Below are 16,130 nucleotides of genomic sequence, written 5' to 3' on the forward strand. Positions count from 1 at the left end.
CGCGCGAGCCGCCATTGCGACGACCCCACGCGGATTGATCGCCGCGCGCATCGCACCGAACCGCGCGGGCGTTGCGCGGTATCCGGTCGAGCCGCGATTGTCCGGCGTGCGGTGCGTCGTCGTGCGTTGCTCGCCGCTTCAGCCGCGCAAAGCGCCCGATGCTTCCTCGTCACGTCATGCCACCGCGGCAACGGCATGACATGCTGCCCGATCGACGCGGTGTCGCCGCCATACCCGATCCGTAGCGTCGGGTCGGGCGCGTGCGCGGCATCGGGATCGATGGCGACCGATAGCGGATTTCGATCGCATCGCCGAAGCTTCGCGCCGCCGCATTGAATCGCGTCGACGCGCAGCTCGATCAGCGCGACGCAACCTTCATCGATGGCGTGCCGCGCATAGCGCGAGCGCGGCAGGCAACCGCACATCACGTCGCTTTTGCCGATCGCGTATGCGAACGCCGCGCATGCGCCGGCGATCGCGAACCGCAGTTCGGCGGCGCGATGGAGCGGCGTCGTCGGCAGCGAAAGGCGGCGCTCGACTAAAGCCGGCCGACGCGCTTGCCGATGCGCGCTGTTCGGATGTCCAGCCTTGCTTGGCCGGGACCCGCTCGTGCGGTTGGGTTGCTCGGAAACGGGGGCTTTGGACGTTCGCCGGATAGGCGTCCGCGCCCCCGATCCGCATCGCGTGTCGAAAACGACTTTTCACAGGGCGGCAATGTGCCGTTGCCCGCGTTTTCTCGCGTAGCAGGCCGCCCGCGCGCGTCGTGGCGCGCGGGTGGCGCGTGACTTGCGTCGCGCGTGGCCCGTCAGTGCGCGGACTGGATCGCGATGGGCGCGGGTGCCCCGGCGTGCGCATTCGGCGTGCCGGCCGGGCCGTATGCGGCGTCCGCGCTCCGGCGTTCGGCGAGCCGCTTTGCGGCGAGACGTTCCTGCGCGGCGATGATGTCGTCCGGGTAGTCGTCGCCGTCGCCGAGCGACGGGTTGTAGCCGACGGATTCCAGATCCAGCAGTTCCTGGCGCACCTGCGCGCGCGTGAGCGGCGACGGCGACGATTGGGCGAACGAGAGTGCCGGTGCGGCGAGCAGAACGGTGGCGGCGGCAGCGATGGTGACGATTGATTTCACGATGTCCTCGAGCGTATTCGTTTCGGCTCTACTCGGCACGCGCGGCGTCGTTCGAACCGATGTCCCAAGTCTACGCAGCGCCGCGCGCCGGATAAATCCCGATTCGTGGTGAGTTGTTTTCCAGAAAGAAGGGGACCGGATGTCCGAGCTTCGATGTCGTGCGACATGCGCTCGACGAAGGCCCCGCCACGCGCCGCAGGTCGGGTTCGATCAGCCATCCGAAACATGTAACGGCGGAACGCGGCGAAGGCGGGCGCGGGCGGTGCATGCGCTGGTTTCGCGGCGGTGCGCGGGCCGGCGCGATTGAATGCCCGCCGGCGATGGGAAAGCGTCGCGTGGCTGCGTATCGGCCTGCGGAACGCATAAGCGCGGACTCGCAAGCGGAACCGCGCTGCCGCAAACGCGTGCGTATCAGTTGCGGCGCGCGACGCACGCGACGTGCGGCACACGGCACACGGCGTGGTTGCGGCCCGCCGCGCTTGGTGGGGGCCGATAAGCCGCATTCGTGCTCGGCGTTCAGAAGCGTGTGCGCATGCCGACCGTGCAGACGATCTGGTTCGGCGTGCCCGATGCGCCGCCGGAGCCGTTGATGAACGCGCGGTAGCCTCGGCCAGATGCGTGCTGATGCATCGCTTCCGCATAGATGTCGGTGACGCGCGACAGCTTGTAGACGGCCTGCAAGTCGACCTGCTGCCACGCCGGGGCCGCGTCGTGTCTGCTGTCCGAGGCCGACACGTGGCCGCCGGTGTACACGTAAGCTCCGCCGACGCCGAACGCCGGCGTGATCGCATAGCGGAGGTTTGCTTCGTAGTTGTCGAAGCGGATCTCGCCCGTCGAGCCGAACGAACCGGAATCGTCATATCGTGAGCGGGTATAGACGAAACCGACGACGGCCGAGCCCAGCGTGTAGTTGACGCCGCCGCCATACGAGCGCATGCGCTTCGAGCCGGTCAGCCAGCCGCCCTGGCTCAAGCCTTTCGCCTCGACGGCGTCGACCGCGCCGGGGCTCGCGCCAGTCGTGCCTTTCGAGCCGTCGATTTGCAGGTAGGCGCCGGCCAGCTTGAGCGGCCCGTTGCCGTAGCTCGCGGCGAGGCTGTATGCGCGGTTGTCGGCGAAGTTCGCCGCGTTCGAGAACCCGTACAGCGCGCCAAATTTGACGCCCGCGTAATGGTCGCTCGTGTATTTCACCGCGTTATCGATGCGCAGCGAGTGGTTCAGGTTGTCGTTGTCGAATGGATGGGCGAAGTCCGTGTCGCCGAAGTCGCCAGCGCTCGCCGACAGCGGCGCGACGAAATCGACCATCGTGTCGTATTGCCGGCCGAGCGTCAGCGTGCCGTAGCCGTTGCCGCTCAGTCCCATGTAGGCGTGGCGGCCGAATATTTTGCCATCCTGACCGAGCGTGCCGTTGTTCGCGTTGAAGCCGTTCTCGAGCAAGAACAGCGCCTTGATGCCGCCGCCGAGATCCTCGACGCCGCGCAAGCCGAAGCGGCTGCCGTTGATCGTGCCGCTCGTCGCGCGCCATTGCGAGGCGCCGCCCGCGTTGTTGGTGTACATGAGGCCGGCGTCGATCAGACCGTATAGCGTGACCGAACGCTGCGCGTGAGCGAGCGGCGCGAACAGGGCGGCGGCGGTGGCGCCGGCGAGAAGCGGTTTTTTCACGGAAGGGCTCCTGCGTGTGGGCTGCGATGAAAATCGGCGCAAGTATAGGAACGCGGAAGCGGCGTTGACGATCACGGACGGAGGCAACTCCATTGCATGATTGACGGGACTGGTTCACAAAATCGCCACAAACGCGCGGAAATGCGGCGGGGCGGGCGCAGCGGTGATCGCGTGCCGCCACGAAGCGGGGAAGCGGAGCGTGTCTTGTCGCGCCGTCGCAACATTCGTTCGACGGCGCTCGACGACGACTGTGTGTCGCGAAGAGGAACGCTGCACGGATAACGACGGCGGAACCGAATGCGTTGAGCTTGCGCGCGGCGATGGGAGCGGCGGCTCGCGATCGCGAATACCGAATCGCGCGCGTCAGCCTTGGGGGGCGCATCCGGATGCGAATACGGCTCGGCGTCGTCGCCGATATGCGCGGCGGACAGCCCCTTCACGTCGAAAAGGTGGCCGACGTTGCGGCGATCCGGTGTGTCGACGAAGCGATTCGGACCGTGCGCCTATGCGATCGTGCCCGCAGTCAAGCGCTCAAGCGCCCGATCGGTCAAGCGACCAAGCGGTTATGCTGCTGGGCATTCGAGCATTCGAGCATTCGAGCGGCAACACGATCGAACATTCGCCCCGTCGCTCACGCGACGCTCATATCCACCCTGCCGACGGTGCGCGGCACCGAAATCATCGGCAGTTTGAAGCGGGCGGCGGCCAGATCGACGAAGGCGCGAACCTTGCCGGGCAGGAATTCCCGGCCCGGGTACACGAGCGATATCGTGACGCCGTCGTTGGCGATTCGATAGTCGCCGAGCAGCCGCGTCAGCGTGCCGATGCGCAGATCGTTCGCGACGAGGTACTCGGGCAGCAGCCCGATGCCGCCGCCCGCCAGCACGAGTTGCCGCTGCATCGGCGCGTTATTGACGGTGATCGGCGTGTCGATCTGAGTGGTGTCGACCGCGTTGTTCTTGCCCGTCCACCGATAAGTCCGCGCGCCGGCGGCGAGCCCGATGATCCGGTGGCGGGCGAGGTCCGCCGGCCGCGCGGGCGGCGGCGCTTGCAGCAGATAGCCGGGCGACGCGACGGCGACAAGCGGCGCGTGAATCAGCGTGCGCGACACGAGCGATACCGACGTGATCATCGTATCCGCTACGATGCCGACATCGAATCCGCCGCCGAGCAGATCGACTTCCGAATCGGTTTGCGTGATGCGCAGCGATACGTCGGGGTGGCGTGACTGGTATTCGGCGAACAGTCCGGCCAGCTCCGGCGACGTGATGCTGTCGAGTGCGACGACATGCAGATCGCCCGCGATCGCGCTCGATTCGTGCGTCGCGCGCGATTCGATCTCGTGGAGATTCGCGAGCAGCGCGCGGCAGCCCTCCGCATAACGCACGCCGACTTCGGTCAGGACGGTCTTGCGCGTCGAGCGTTGCAGCAGCTTGACGCCGAGGTGCGATTCGAGATCGCCGACATAGCGCGTCACCAGCGACGGCGAGAGGTTCAACTGGTTCGCCGCATGCGAGAAGTGATGTGTTTCGGCAACCTTGAGAAAGACTCGCATCGCACTGAATAGGTGGTTCACGGTGGCTCTCGAAAAGTGGAGTGCGTTGGGAAGGGGGGGCGCGGCGGTTCGGCAGGCGCATCCGCCTTCATGTGACGACGGCGCGTGCGGCGCACGCCGGCGGGGTCTGCAGCGGAGCTGCCGACGTCGCGGCCGCGGCGACCGCGCGTTGCGCCGTCATCGCGGATCGCGCGGAGGACCGGGAGGGGGCGAGCGGGGCCGTCTCACGCGGTGCGTGACGATCAGCCCATCGCAAGCGAGGTAACGCATGGCGTGGCTGCGCTTCTTGGGTAGTCGCCGATGTCGTCCGATGCGATCGCGGTGCGGCGGGCGATTTCCGCGCGCCGGCTTGTTTCGCGTGCCGGATGATCGGCGTATGCGCGTGATCGGCAGGCGGACGGAACCGGACCACCGGTTGCGGGTGCGGACATGCGGGGCGACGCGAGCGCCCGTCGTGTGGGAGCGCGCATGCGCCGGGACATCGGAGGGCGGGCGCGCTTCGGCGCACCCGCGTCGCATGAGGCGCTCATCTCGGCGAACCGGTAAGCATCACGAACGGCATCAGCTGCCGAAGTACGGGTTGCAGAAGCTCACCGGCCCGACGCATTGCAGCTCCGGCGCGATGTCGCGGCCCGCAGGCGCGTTGCCGACGGGAACGGCTGCCTTCGCCGCGGAGCCGACGTGATCGATATTGCCGCCGGTTGCACTCGAGCGTGCGGCGAGCTGTGCCGTATAGGCCGTGTCGGAGGCGTGCGCGCCTCCGCCCGCGGCGGCGCCCGATTCAGCATGGGCGGCGGATTGCGCCTGTTGAGCGGATGCGTTCGTCGGGATGCCGGAAAATGCGGTGAGCGCGACGGCGATGCTTACGAGAGTTTGCTTGAACATTTAGGATTTCCAATTCAATAATCGAGTCGATATTCCAATCGATTCGGTGCTGACGAATCGCGGAATTCCCTTGCCGAAGGTTGCGTGAAGGCGCCTTGGCGCTTGTCGGGTTCCCTTCGTAAAATCCCGGGAAAATGCGTGCGAAGCCGGCGCGATGGCCGGCGTGGCAGGCGTTTCGCGTAATCGATTCAGCGAGAATCGACAGTGAAAGGATGAAGGAGATTTGCGATCGTGTCCAAGGCGAATTTCCGATCCTGTCGATAAGGCAAAGCGATCATCCTTTTATTTTCTTTCAAGAAGAATTGATGTTTTGTTATTGATTTGTTTTCGATGTTCGGATCGGCTGGCCAATTGCCTCGCAGGGACGGAAAAAATGGGATTCGCGGCCCTGGATAGTATTGCGCCGGCAATCGTCGACCGCGTTCAAAACGCTTGAGCGATATCGAGCCGATATCGGCGTTGCTATCCGCGACAAGCCGCCGCGCGCGAGTGCGCGGCATTCGAATTTCTCATTTCATCGCGGCATGCACTCGCGCAATGGCGCGGTTGAAATTCCCGCGCGAAGCTACGCGCGACGGCAGGCCACGACGGCAGATCGCCCGCTTGCCCACGCGCCCGATCCGATCGTCAAGCCGATTCCTGCCGGTCGCGTCCGACGAAATCCGCACACGCGAGCGACATCGTCCCGGCGCGGCTGAGCCCCTTGCGCCGAGCCAGCGCATCGACGGCCGCCAGCAAATCCGGATCGATCGAGATGAGCACGCGCACCTTGTTCTTGCGCGCGGGGGATGCGGGCTCGGTCGAACGCGCAGCCGCCGTCGTCGAGCCGGATGCATCGTGGCTTGCCGGAAGCGCGGTTTGCGCCGCGCGCATCGTGGCGTTTCGGTCGTGAATGAATGACATGGGAATGGCCTGACAAGGATTGACGGCGCGCCGCGCCGCCGGTGCGTCACGTCGGCATCGCCGCCGCGCGCGATGAACGCGCGTTGGCGATCGCGCGCGACGTCAAGAATCGTCGCGCTTCGTCATCGTGCGCAGCGACGACAAGCTGCCGTCGTCGAGCAGCGCGCGAACGCTGGCGGCGAACGCCGTCGCGGCGACAGTGCGGTACGCGCCCTTGCGCCGCAGCAGCGCGACGGTGCGCACCGGGAACGGCGGATCGAGCGGGACGTACTGCAGATCGCGATGTTCGAACTCGATGGTGCCGGGCAGGATCGTGGCGATCTTGCCGCGACGCACGATCTTGAGCACCGCGCTGATCGAATTCGCCTGCAGCGCGACATTGGGCTTCATGTCGTACGACTGAAAGTAGCTGTCGATGTAGAAGCGCGAAACGAAGCTCGTCGTCAGCAGCGCGAGCGGCGTCTCGGCGAGCTGATCCGGCGTGATCGGATCGCGCTGCGTGGTGAGCGGATGCGTGGCGCCGGCCACCAGCATCAAGCGCTCCGGAAACAGCGCCTCGGCTTCGATCTCGTCGGAGCGTACGTCGACGAACCCGAACGCGAGATCGACCTGGTCGTCGCCGAGCGCGGTCTCGACCGCGTCGAGCGACATTTCGGTCATCTCGATGACGATGCCGGGATAGCGCTCGTGGAAGTGCTCGATCACCGGCGCGATCAGATATTCGGTGAACGTCGGCGTGAATCCGATCCGCAGTTGTCCGCGGGACAGATCGTGCACGTCGTTCAGCGCGCGCTGCGCGGTGAGCAGATCGCTGTGCGCGCGGCGCGCGTATTCGAGGTAGACGCCGCCGAAATCGGTCAGCTGGACCACGCGCCCGCTGCGGTCGAACAACTGCGCGCCGAGCTCGTCTTCGAGCTGGCGAATTTTCTGCGACAGCGCCGATTGCGAGATGCTGAGCGCCTCGGCCGCGCGCGTGAAATTGCGATGCTCGTCGACCGCGAGCAGATAGCAGATGTTTCGCAGAAGCGGGTTGCGTTGCATGGATTTCATATTCCGCCGGATCAATCGCTGGGCGTGCCTTTCTGGTGGGTCGACATCCTGCGCTTCGCGCGCCGTTGCGCTTCGCGGGATTGTTCGGGGCGGCCGGCGGCCGTCGGCAGCGGCGTCGCCGGGCATGTCGCTCGCGCGGCGCGCATCGGCCGGCGCGCCGGCGGCGCTGCGGTCCGACACGCCGGTTGCGGCGTCGTCGCACAGGTGATCATAAAACTTCGCGCTTCGCGCTGCCATCATGTCCGATTCCATTACTGCCAGCCGCCTCCGAGTGCGAGGAACGTCGCGATCTGATCGTCGTTGACTTCGCGCTGCGCGGCGGCGACGGCGGCTTGCGCGGCGAGCCAGCCGCGCTCGGCGTCGAGCGCGACGAGCCCGCCGACCTTGCCGCCTCGCCGCAACTCGTCGGTTCGCTCCATCACCGCGCGTGCGGCGTCGCGCGACGCTTCGAGGCGCCGCAGCCGTTCGAGCGCGCCCGCATAGGTCTCGAGCGCGGTTTCGGTTTCGCGCAGCGCGGCGAGCACCGTCGCGTCGAAGTGCGCGAGGCTCGCGCGGCTGTCCGCCCGTGCGGCTTCGATGCGCGCGCGTATCGCGTTTCGATGCAGATCCCATGTCACCATCGGGCCGATCGCGAAGCGATTCGTGAGCGGCGTGAAGAAGCTCGCTGCGCCGCCGGTCGAGCCGATGCTCGCGCCGAGCTTGATGTCCGGATAGAGCGCCGCCGTCTCGACGCCGATTCGCGCCGTCGCTGCCGCCAGGCGCCGCTCGGCCGCGCGCACGTCGGGACGGCGCTTGAGCAGCGCGCGCCCGTCGCCGGTCGGGATCGGCGCGGCGAGCGAGAGCGGCGTGCGGCAGGCAAGCAGCGCGCGATCGTAGTTTTCCGGAGGCTGCCCGGTCAGCGCGGCCAGGCGAAACGCCGCGTTCAGCCTGCGCGCCTCGAGCGGCGCGAGTTGCGCGCGGCTGCTGTCGGCCGCGCCTTCGTCGCGCCGCTGTTCGAACGATGGCGCGCGTCCGTGCGCGACCAGTTGGCGCGTGAGCGCGAGACGCCGCTCCTGCACCGAGATCGATCGCCGCGCGATATCGAGCTGATTGCCTGCGTTGCACAGATCCGAGTAGGCGCGCGTCACTTCCGCGGCGACGTTCACGCGCGCGAGATCGCGCGCCGCGGCGACGGCCTCGCGGTCGGCGGACGCCGCCTCGATGCCGCGGCGTATTCCGCCGAAGAGATCCAGATCGTAGCTCGCAGTGAAGCCGATGTTGTAGATCTCGTGTCGCGGCGGCTCGACGTGCGACAGTACGGATTGCGCGGATTGCTGCGTGTAGTTCGTCGACGCGTCCGCCGCGATGCTGGGTTCGCGGGCCGTGCGCGCGGCCGCGAGCAGCGCGTCGCTGCGCGCGAGATTCGCTTCGGCAACCCGGAGATCGACGTTGCCGGAGAGCGCCTTTTCGACGAGCCCGTCGAGCGCCGGATCGTCGAAGAGCCGCCACCAGCGATCGGGCAGCGGCTCGCCCGACGCGACCTTCGCGCCCGACGCGCCCGACGCGCCGGCGACGAACGGCCGGTTCGCCGCGGGCGCGTTGACGAGCGCGCCGGGCGGAATCCGATAGTCCGGGCCGACCTCCGCGCACGCGGCGAGCGCCACGCAGAGCACGGCGGCGGCGGCTTTCGCTGCGGCGCTCACCATGGCAGGCTCCGGCGCACCGTGACGTCGCCCGCACGGGCGTGAATCTCGACCGAGGCGGTTTGCCCCGGCACGAGCCGCAGGCCGGGCGGAACCGAATCGATGGCGACGCGCACCGGAATGCGCTGCGCGAGGCGAACCCACGTGAATGCCGGATTCACGTTCGCGAGCTGCGCGGCGCCGCCCGCGCGCTCGCGGTCTTCGACGCCGCCCGCGATGCTTTGCACGTGTCCGCGAATCTCGCTCGCGATGCCCATCAGATAGACGCTCGCCGGGTCGCCGACGTGAATCGCCGGCAGCTTGGTCTCCTCGAAATAGCCTTCGACGCGCAGCGACCGATCGTTCACGAGCGCCATCGCGCCCTTGCCGGCGCTCAGGTAGACGCCGGGCAGCAGGCCGACGTTCGTGACGGTGCCGTCGACGGGCGCGCGCACGCGGGTGCGTTCGAGATTCAGCGCGGCGAGGTCGCGCGCGGCGCGGGCCTGCGCGACGGCGGCGCGCAGCTTTTCGACGCGAGTCGCGCCTTGCTCGGTGGATTCGGTCGCGACGACGTCCGGCAGCGCGCGATTGCGGCGGTCTTCGCGAACGGCTTCGTCGAGTTCCGCCTGCTGGCTCGCGAGATCGGCTTGCGCGTGTTCGAGCGCGATCCGGTAGCGGGACGGATCGATCACGAGCAGCACCTGCCCTTTCGTGACCTTCTGGTTGTCGTGAACCCGCACGTCGGTCACGAGGCCGCCGACGTCGGGGGCGATCGGCACGACATCGGCGCGCACCTTGCCGTCGCGCGTGAGCGGCTCGATCTGATAGCGGATCCACAGCGCGTAGATCGCGCCGAGGATCGTCACGAGGATCGCGGCCGTCAGGCAGGTGCGCAGCAGAGGAATGGTTCGCTTCATGTCAGGAGAGAATCCCGCGTGGGAGAAATGCGTCGGCGAGGCGAGCGATACCCAGCCAAAGGAGAAAGAACGCGGCCAGCTCGAGCAGCGCGGGCTGCCAGAGGAACAGACGCAACGGCAGGCGAAGCAGCATTCCGCGCAGCAGGAACGTGAGAATCAGCGCGGCGATCGCCCACGCGAGCGCGGACGGCATGTAGATGCCGAAAATATGGATTTCCTCGATCATCGCGCGCCGCCTTCGATCGGTTGAACGTTGGGCAACAGATTGCATCGCATGCCGACGAGCGCGAGCAGCGTGGCGTCGTCGCGGCCCGCCGGGTCGTGCGCGGCCGAATGGATCGCGAGGTCGAGCGCGCGCAGCAGCGGCGCCGAAGCCGGGACGGGGAGCGACGCGTCGGCTCTCGCGCGATACAGATTCGAGACTTCGCCGAGCGCGCGCTCGATCGCGTGGCGCGTGCGCGCGCTGCCGCGGCCGATGCGCTGCCGCACCTGGATGATGTTGCGGCCGATGCGCAGGTCGCTCAGCCCGTCGACCGCGTGCAGCGCGTCGCCGGGGTCCGCCAGCGCCACGCGGGACGCCACTTGGCCGAGGCGGTCCACCGCGCGCGCGGTCCACGCTTGCGCGTCGAGCGCCTCGCGAGGATCGGCCATCTGCGCGAGCTCGGCCCAGTTCTGGCGCACGATCCGGTACGCGGTCCAGCGCGTGCTGGCCGAACGGAACAGCTTGGTCACGACGAGCGTGGTGACGATGCCGCCGACCTGCGCGAGCCCCGTGTTGACGAACGTCGCGAAGTCCGCCTGAAAGCGATCGAGAAAACCCATCGCGACGATGAAGCACGAGAACATCGGCAGCGCGCGCGCGCTGCGCGCGGGATCGGCCTGGATGTAGCCCATCCACAGGAACGCGGGGGCGAGCGTCAGGATCAGCATGCCCGCGCCGTCGACGCGCGGCAGGATCACGAACAGGTACAGCGCGGCGAGCGGAAACGTCGTGAGCGTCGCGACGAGGTAGCGGCCGATCGCCGGCGCGGGATCGTCCTGCGCCGCGAACGAGCAGGTGACGAGCGCGGCGAACGCGGCTGTTGCCGAGCCGCTCGGCCATGCGAGCAAGATCCACACCGCGCAATAGATCATGATGGCCGTCGTCGTTGCCGCGCCGGCGAGCAGCGCGAGGCCGTGATCGCGAGCGAGACGGAAGCGGTGCGCGCCGTCGACGAGCCGTGCGTGTCGCTCCAGCTCGACGTCGCTGTCGCCGAAGGTGCGCACGAGGCTGCGCGCGGCGTGCAGCGTGTCGATGAAGTCGGCCGTGCGGTCAAACAGGCTCGCCGCGAGCAGCGACGTCCAGGCCGGGTCGCGCAGACGCTTCGCGGCGAGCGCGCGGCAGCGGGACGCGAGGTCGATGTCGAGCGCGTCGCCGACTTCCTGCGACGCGCGCAGATCGACGATCAGCGAATCGATCAGCGCCGCCGTTTCCGCGTCGACCGCATTCAGCGAGCGCAGCCGGTCGAGCCGGTTGGCGGCCGCGGACGCAATCGACAACAGCGCCGCGAGCCGATGCTGAAGCGCCGTCACGGTCTCGCGCGTCGCGAGCGCGAAGCGCTGATCGAACGGCAGGTTCATCGCGATCATGCCGAGCTCGACGACGTCGGCGGCGAGCTTGCGGCGATGCTCGTGCTCGAGCCGCGCGTGATGCGTGCCGAACGCTTCGGCGGTCCAGCGGCATGCGTCGTCGAGAAAGGAGAGCGCGCGCTCGTGAATGACGGGCCGCACGCCGGCGGGCCGCAGGACCATGTGCGCGACCGTCACGCACAGGATGGCCACGGTCATCTCCTCGACGCGGGATATCGCGGTGATGAAGATGTCCGCCGGATCGTCGAGGTACGGAAGACAGATGACGGCCGAGCTGAACGCGGCCATCTGGAACAGGAACGCGCGCGGCGTGCGGTCGAGCACCGCGAGATAGATGCAGAACCCGATCCACAGCGCGAGACACAGCACGAGCAGCAGCGGCGAGTTCTGCAGGTTGGGCGCGACGACGATCGCGACCATCGCGCCTGCGGCGATGCCCGCGAGGCGATAGAGCACCTTGGGGCGAAATGCGCCCGCCATCGGTTGCGCGGTCACGTACACGGTGAGCAGCGCCCACCATGGGCGAGGAAAGCTGACCGTGAACGAGATCAGCAGCACAAGTGCGGCTGCGATAAAAGTGCTAATCGAGAAAAACAGTTTTCTGTGATCGATCGATAATGGATCGCGCGAGCGAAGCGGCGCGACTGAGGCATGCGACACGTCGAATTCCTTTGAAGGCACGGAAGGTGATGACGCAACGGTGGCCGTGCGGGTGCGTCGGATCGGGACAACCACGCTTCGTTTCGAGCCGCGCCAGCTCGCGACTCGCGTCGCGGCGCAGGGGAGAGGGCCGTGTGGCAAAAAGGTCCCACACGCAAGAGGCGATTCCAGCAGGTATTTCAAGCACGGGTGCGCGCCTTTTCCTTTTTATTCGCGAACATGGCCACGCACATCAGGTTGAGGCAGGCGCCACGAAAACTCGGCATGAAGGATTAGGGTTTCATTCGATTGCAACGGTCGAGATTGTGCCCGCCGCGGCTCGTGGCGTCCAAGACGGATTTTCGACAGAGCCGATCGGTTTTGCTTATCGTTTGCCATTCCGGGGCGCGCGTACAGGCGCATGAAAGGCACATTTCAAAGTGCCGACAGTCGTTGCGCGCGATGCGCGGTGATGGGCGACGCGTGCGGGGGGGGCAGCGAGTTGCTCGGCGCGCGAGGCGAATGCGACGACCCATAGCGGATTCCAGTCGTATCGCCGACGTTTCGCGCCGTCGCATTGAATCACTTCGAGATGCTGCGCGGTCGTCGAGATGCCATGAGCGGCGCCGGCATGGTTCGCTGCGCTGCAAGCGGCCGCATGACTGACGAAAAAAATCCCCGCGCTCCTTGCGAAGACGCGGGGAAAGCTAGAGACAACGAGCGTACCGTGACCTTACGGTGCACGGAGTTTTACTCTGAATGAAAATGAAGCGCATGAAAATCGGACGAATTCGATTTTCCCGACATCGTGCGCTTTGTAGAAGCTTCACGCGATATCCCACCTCGAGCCTGTGTCGGCGCGTGCGTGACGCCGCACGTGCGGCAGGGCCAAGTCGCAAAAAAACCCTCACGCCCAACGGGCGTGAGGGCAAACGGATGGAAACGGCCGAGGGCGAGCGCTTACCCTCGGCACGGTCACTTCAACCCGGAAGTGAACCGCAATTGATCTTGCGCGAACAAGAAACACCAATCAATCGGATCGGTCTGAATTTGCTGTTGCGATGCCACTGCGGTTGCCTGTTCGATCTTCGCGGCCGCAAGAGCGGACCCGATGCCGGACATCGGCGTCGCGCTCGCGATGCGCGGATGGTTCTCTGTTGTGCGTTAACGCGAAGTCGCCGCTGTACGGCGATTCCCAGTGCGTTAGCGTATCGTCCGGCATCGAAAAGGCGCTCTGGAACGGATCGTTCGCGAATCGGGGAAGAAACGTGATCCGCGATGCATCTTCGCTCGAATCGAAGTGATCCGACGGCCGTGGCAACGCAAGCGAATTGACGAACGCGGTTGGGCGATCATGAATGCATTCGCGCGCATAGTCGGACGCGGCGCGCGCCGACGATGCAAACTGCTCCATGACGAGCATCTCCATTCCGGACCCGCTCAAGCCGATAGCGTGCCCCTCCATGGGCCGTTCGTCGGCTCCGAGCGGCCGGCTGCAGAGAGCCGCGGCGTGCCCGTCAGCGGATTCGAAGTCGGTGGCGCGTATCGCTTCGACTCGCGCGACGCGCGTATCCGGAGGGGAATCCGTGTTTATCGGCGGAGTGCTGGATGACAACGTATCGGCGGGCGAGTACGGCGGAGCGACGTCGTGTTGCCCATCCAGCTCGAATGGAGGCAAATCGGAATGGGCATCGTCCGGTGCGTTCCATTGCGCCAGATCGAACGGCTCCGCTTGCAGTGTTGCATCAACCGATGCGACGCGCGGCGTCGGAGCAGGCGGCATTGTCGCCGCAGGGAGTTCGCGGGCGAACAGTTTCGTCCACGCGATATCGATCGCCCGTTGCGTCAATAGAGGCGGTGCAGACGGCATCCGATCGTTCGCGATCGACACGTGTATCGATGCGGCCAACATGTCGGCATAGAAAATCGGCGCATGCGTGCCGGCGGAGCGGTCATGCGGTTCCGCCTGCATGTCCGGGAGCGGCGTCGCATCCGGGTCGAGTTTCGCGAGCGTGATCGCGTCATGCGCTGTTCGGTTCATGGCTTGCTCGACCATGTCGGCGTAGAAGGAGAGCGGCATGCCGGCGGCTTCGCCCGGCTGCGGCGTGCCGGGATCGAGCGACGTATCGGCACGTGTGTGCGCATCGATGCTCGCTTGCGTCAACGAGGACGGTGCGGGTATCGGCGGGCCGGTGTGAACGGCCGCATCGACGCCGCGCTGAAATGGAAAAGGAGAGAAACTCGTATCGGGTAGCGGGCCGGGAGGAAGCGGACCGCTCGGCAACGGCTCGTTGCCGCCGATGCTGGCAAGATGCATCGGTAGTTCATCGAAATGATCCGCGGGAGATCGAGCCGGATCGATGCGAGGAAGCGTTTGTGCCTGGTGAGCCTCGGACGCGATCGGCTGCTCCGCGGACTCGGTGTCGGATGTCGCCGTTTCTTCAGGTGCGTGATTCCTTTGCTTGTCGATGTCGACCGTTTTCTGGAGCGTATGCGTGAGCGGGCCCGACATCGCGAGCATGAAAGCGATCACGAAACCGAACATCCAGATGCGCGTTTGACTGATCGACATGGATATCGAAATCCTCTGCGGTGTGACGGGCCGTGGGTGTATTGCGCCGAAAAGCGTCGGCGCTAGGGCGATCAGCCGGGCGAAAACCTTGACGTCGCGCGATGATCCGACGCATTGCGCATCGGCGAAATGAACGCGGCGATTCGTTTCCGGCCGGGTCAGGCATGCAACCGGATGCGATCGTTGCGCGCGTCAGTTGCCGCGCCTGAGTCCGGGAGCGTCGGTTGCGCGGTTGGCGCGCTTGTTCGACTGGCATTCCCGGAATTGCTTGAATGGCTTCGTCTTCGAACGAAGAGCGGTTGAAGCATCGATTATCTGATGCGGCCTCGCGGCTGCGTGCGCGCACGTCAATCAAGCTGCATTTGAGTAAGGATCTGCTCGCGATCGAAGGTCAACTTCAACGAACGAGTTTGACCGCTCCACATCAGAAGTCGGCCGGGTTCGCGAAGCCACTGCCCATCGCTCAGAAAAATCCACGTGACGTAGCCTCCCGGATGCTCGATAGCCTGATGAGGCGGGCCGAGACGCCAGCCGACTTGTGTCATTGGCGTGCCGGTGGGCAGCAGGCGCTCCAGTTCTTTGCGCGTCTTCCAAGCGAGAAGGTCGCGGCAATTTCGCGTCGTGACGAGAGCGTGGAGGCGCGCTGCCAGGCGGCGAACAAGCGATTTGAAGTTTGGGGAATGCGTCGATAGGGGTGTATTCATGATGCAGGACTCATGCATGCCATTCGGGATTCTGCGATCAACGCCAGCAGCAACTCGTATTCGAGGCATCGAACGGCTTCTCGCCGTCATCGGGAAAAAGTCTCTCACGTCCTGCTGCGTAAAACGATCGGACGGGTTCGAAAGATGGCATTCGTCGAGATGGGGGCAGGTGTCCCTCGTCTGCAGGGAATCGACGATGAGAGAGCGGACGTGACTCGATTTGCCCTACGTACGAAGAATGAATGATGCGGGTTAGTCAGGACAATTGACCTGATCCAAAACCGAACTTGTCTTATGTCGTCGCCAAATTTCTGTCGCTATGATGCGATTGATCGGTTCTGACCTTTTTGGGTGAAGAAATCGGAGTGCCGGAAGCACGCCGCGTGGCGTTCGAAAGAGATATTGAGTTCCCCTCCGATACTGAAAAGCCCTGGGCCGAGAGATTTCGAAGCCCGCATTTCGTTGAGTTATGCGAATTGTATTGGCGCATGCGTTGCAGAGGCGGGGCGATGTGGCCATGGCGATACCGTCGAGCGCCCCGCGGTGGCGGGACACGCCGCGCGCGTCACATGCGTTGCTGCCAGCGGCTACCTCATTCGATGCGCGTGAATTGCGAATGGCGTGTCGCGCCTGAGCGACTTCGGTGGCGTAGCCGCGAGATGGTGTGATGCCTCTGCATCGCCGGGCCGTTCGGTCATCCAATCAAGCAATGCATGGAATTGGGTAAATCGACGTTTTTGATAATTCAGGAACACTAAAGGATTGAGTTTTGGAATACAAGATTGATCGACGTGGAAATGGTAAGGCAAGCCGTCGAGGACGGCGGAAGTCTT

The 16,130-nt window shown here is 65.7% G+C and carries 13 protein-coding genes; all 13 read right to left on the minus strand.

All coding sequences use genetic code 11. The features are described 5' to 3' along the window. Nucleotides 1-805: 805 nt before the first annotated feature. Nucleotides 806-1,123 carry a DUF4148 domain-containing protein gene (locus tag BTH_RS00520; protein ID WP_025405968.1) on the minus strand — a complete coding sequence of 106 codons (318 nt, stop codon included), beginning with the start codon at nt 1,121-1,123 and terminating at the stop codon, nt 806-808. 516 nt (nt 1,124-1,639) lie between these two features. Further along, entirely contained in the window at nt 1,640-2,782 is a 1,143-nt protein-coding gene (locus BTH_RS00525) for a porin (protein ID WP_009894697.1), read from the minus strand. A 631-nt stretch (nt 2,783-3,413) separates the two neighbouring features. Further along, on the minus strand, nt 3,414-4,337 hold the full coding sequence (locus tag BTH_RS00530) for a LysR family transcriptional regulator (protein WP_009907082.1): 924 nt from the start codon (nt 4,335-4,337) through the stop codon (nt 3,414-3,416). 561 nt (nt 4,338-4,898) lie between these two features. Further along, nucleotides 4,899-5,222, minus strand: a complete 324-nt coding sequence (locus tag BTH_RS00535) for a hypothetical protein (RefSeq protein WP_009894700.1) — start codon at nt 5,220-5,222, stop codon at nt 4,899-4,901. 188 nt (nt 5,223-5,410) lie between these two features. Further along, nucleotides 5,411-5,722, minus strand: a complete 312-nt coding sequence (locus tag BTH_RS33045) for a hypothetical protein (RefSeq protein WP_127446348.1) — start codon at nt 5,720-5,722, stop codon at nt 5,411-5,413. A 127-nt stretch (nt 5,723-5,849) separates the two neighbouring features. Further along, nucleotides 5,850-5,984, minus strand: a complete 135-nt coding sequence (locus tag BTH_RS34855) for a ribbon-helix-helix protein, CopG family (RefSeq protein ID WP_223297142.1) — start codon at nt 5,982-5,984, stop codon at nt 5,850-5,852. Between the two features lie 243 nt (nt 5,985-6,227). Next, nucleotides 6,228-7,166, minus strand: coding sequence for a transcriptional regulator CynR (cynR, locus tag BTH_RS00545; RefSeq protein WP_025370051.1), 939 nt, complete (start codon nt 7,164-7,166; stop codon nt 6,228-6,230). Nucleotides 7,167-7,426: 260 nt separating this feature from the next. Then, entirely contained in the window at nt 7,427-8,860 is a 1,434-nt protein-coding gene (locus BTH_RS00550; protein WP_009894704.1) for an efflux transporter outer membrane subunit, read from the minus strand. Continuing rightward, nucleotides 8,854-9,753 carry an efflux RND transporter periplasmic adaptor subunit gene (locus tag BTH_RS00555; RefSeq protein WP_009894706.1) on the minus strand — a complete coding sequence of 300 codons (900 nt, stop codon included), beginning with the start codon at nt 9,751-9,753 and terminating at the stop codon, nt 8,854-8,856. Before BTH_RS00555 ends, BTH_RS00550 begins: the two co-directional genes overlap by 7 nt. Nucleotide 9,754: 1 nt before the next feature. After that, the gene (locus BTH_RS00560; RefSeq protein WP_009894707.1) at nt 9,755-9,979 is read right to left on the minus strand and encodes a DUF1656 domain-containing protein; all 225 of its coding nucleotides are present in this window, start codon (nt 9,977-9,979) and stop codon (nt 9,755-9,757) included. Further along, nucleotides 9,976-11,940: an FUSC family protein gene (locus BTH_RS00565; RefSeq protein WP_009894709.1), complete on the minus strand. Its 1,965-nt coding sequence runs from the start codon at nt 11,938-11,940 to the stop codon at nt 9,976-9,978. Before BTH_RS00565 ends, BTH_RS00560 begins: the two co-directional genes overlap by 4 nt. A gap of 1,111 nt (nt 11,941-13,051) precedes the next feature. Then, nucleotides 13,052-14,593, minus strand: a complete 1,542-nt coding sequence (locus tag BTH_RS00570) for a membrane protein (RefSeq protein WP_025370055.1) — start codon at nt 14,591-14,593, stop codon at nt 13,052-13,054. Between the two features lie 347 nt (nt 14,594-14,940). Then, nucleotides 14,941-15,297, minus strand: a complete 357-nt coding sequence (locus tag BTH_RS34165; protein ID WP_154660021.1) for a hypothetical protein — start codon at nt 15,295-15,297, stop codon at nt 14,941-14,943. Between the last annotated feature and the right edge of the window lie 833 nt (nt 15,298-16,130).

This window comes from Burkholderia thailandensis E264, from assembly GCF_000012365.1.
In the GTDB taxonomy this organism is placed as follows: Bacteria; Pseudomonadota; Gammaproteobacteria; order Burkholderiales; family Burkholderiaceae; genus Burkholderia; species Burkholderia thailandensis.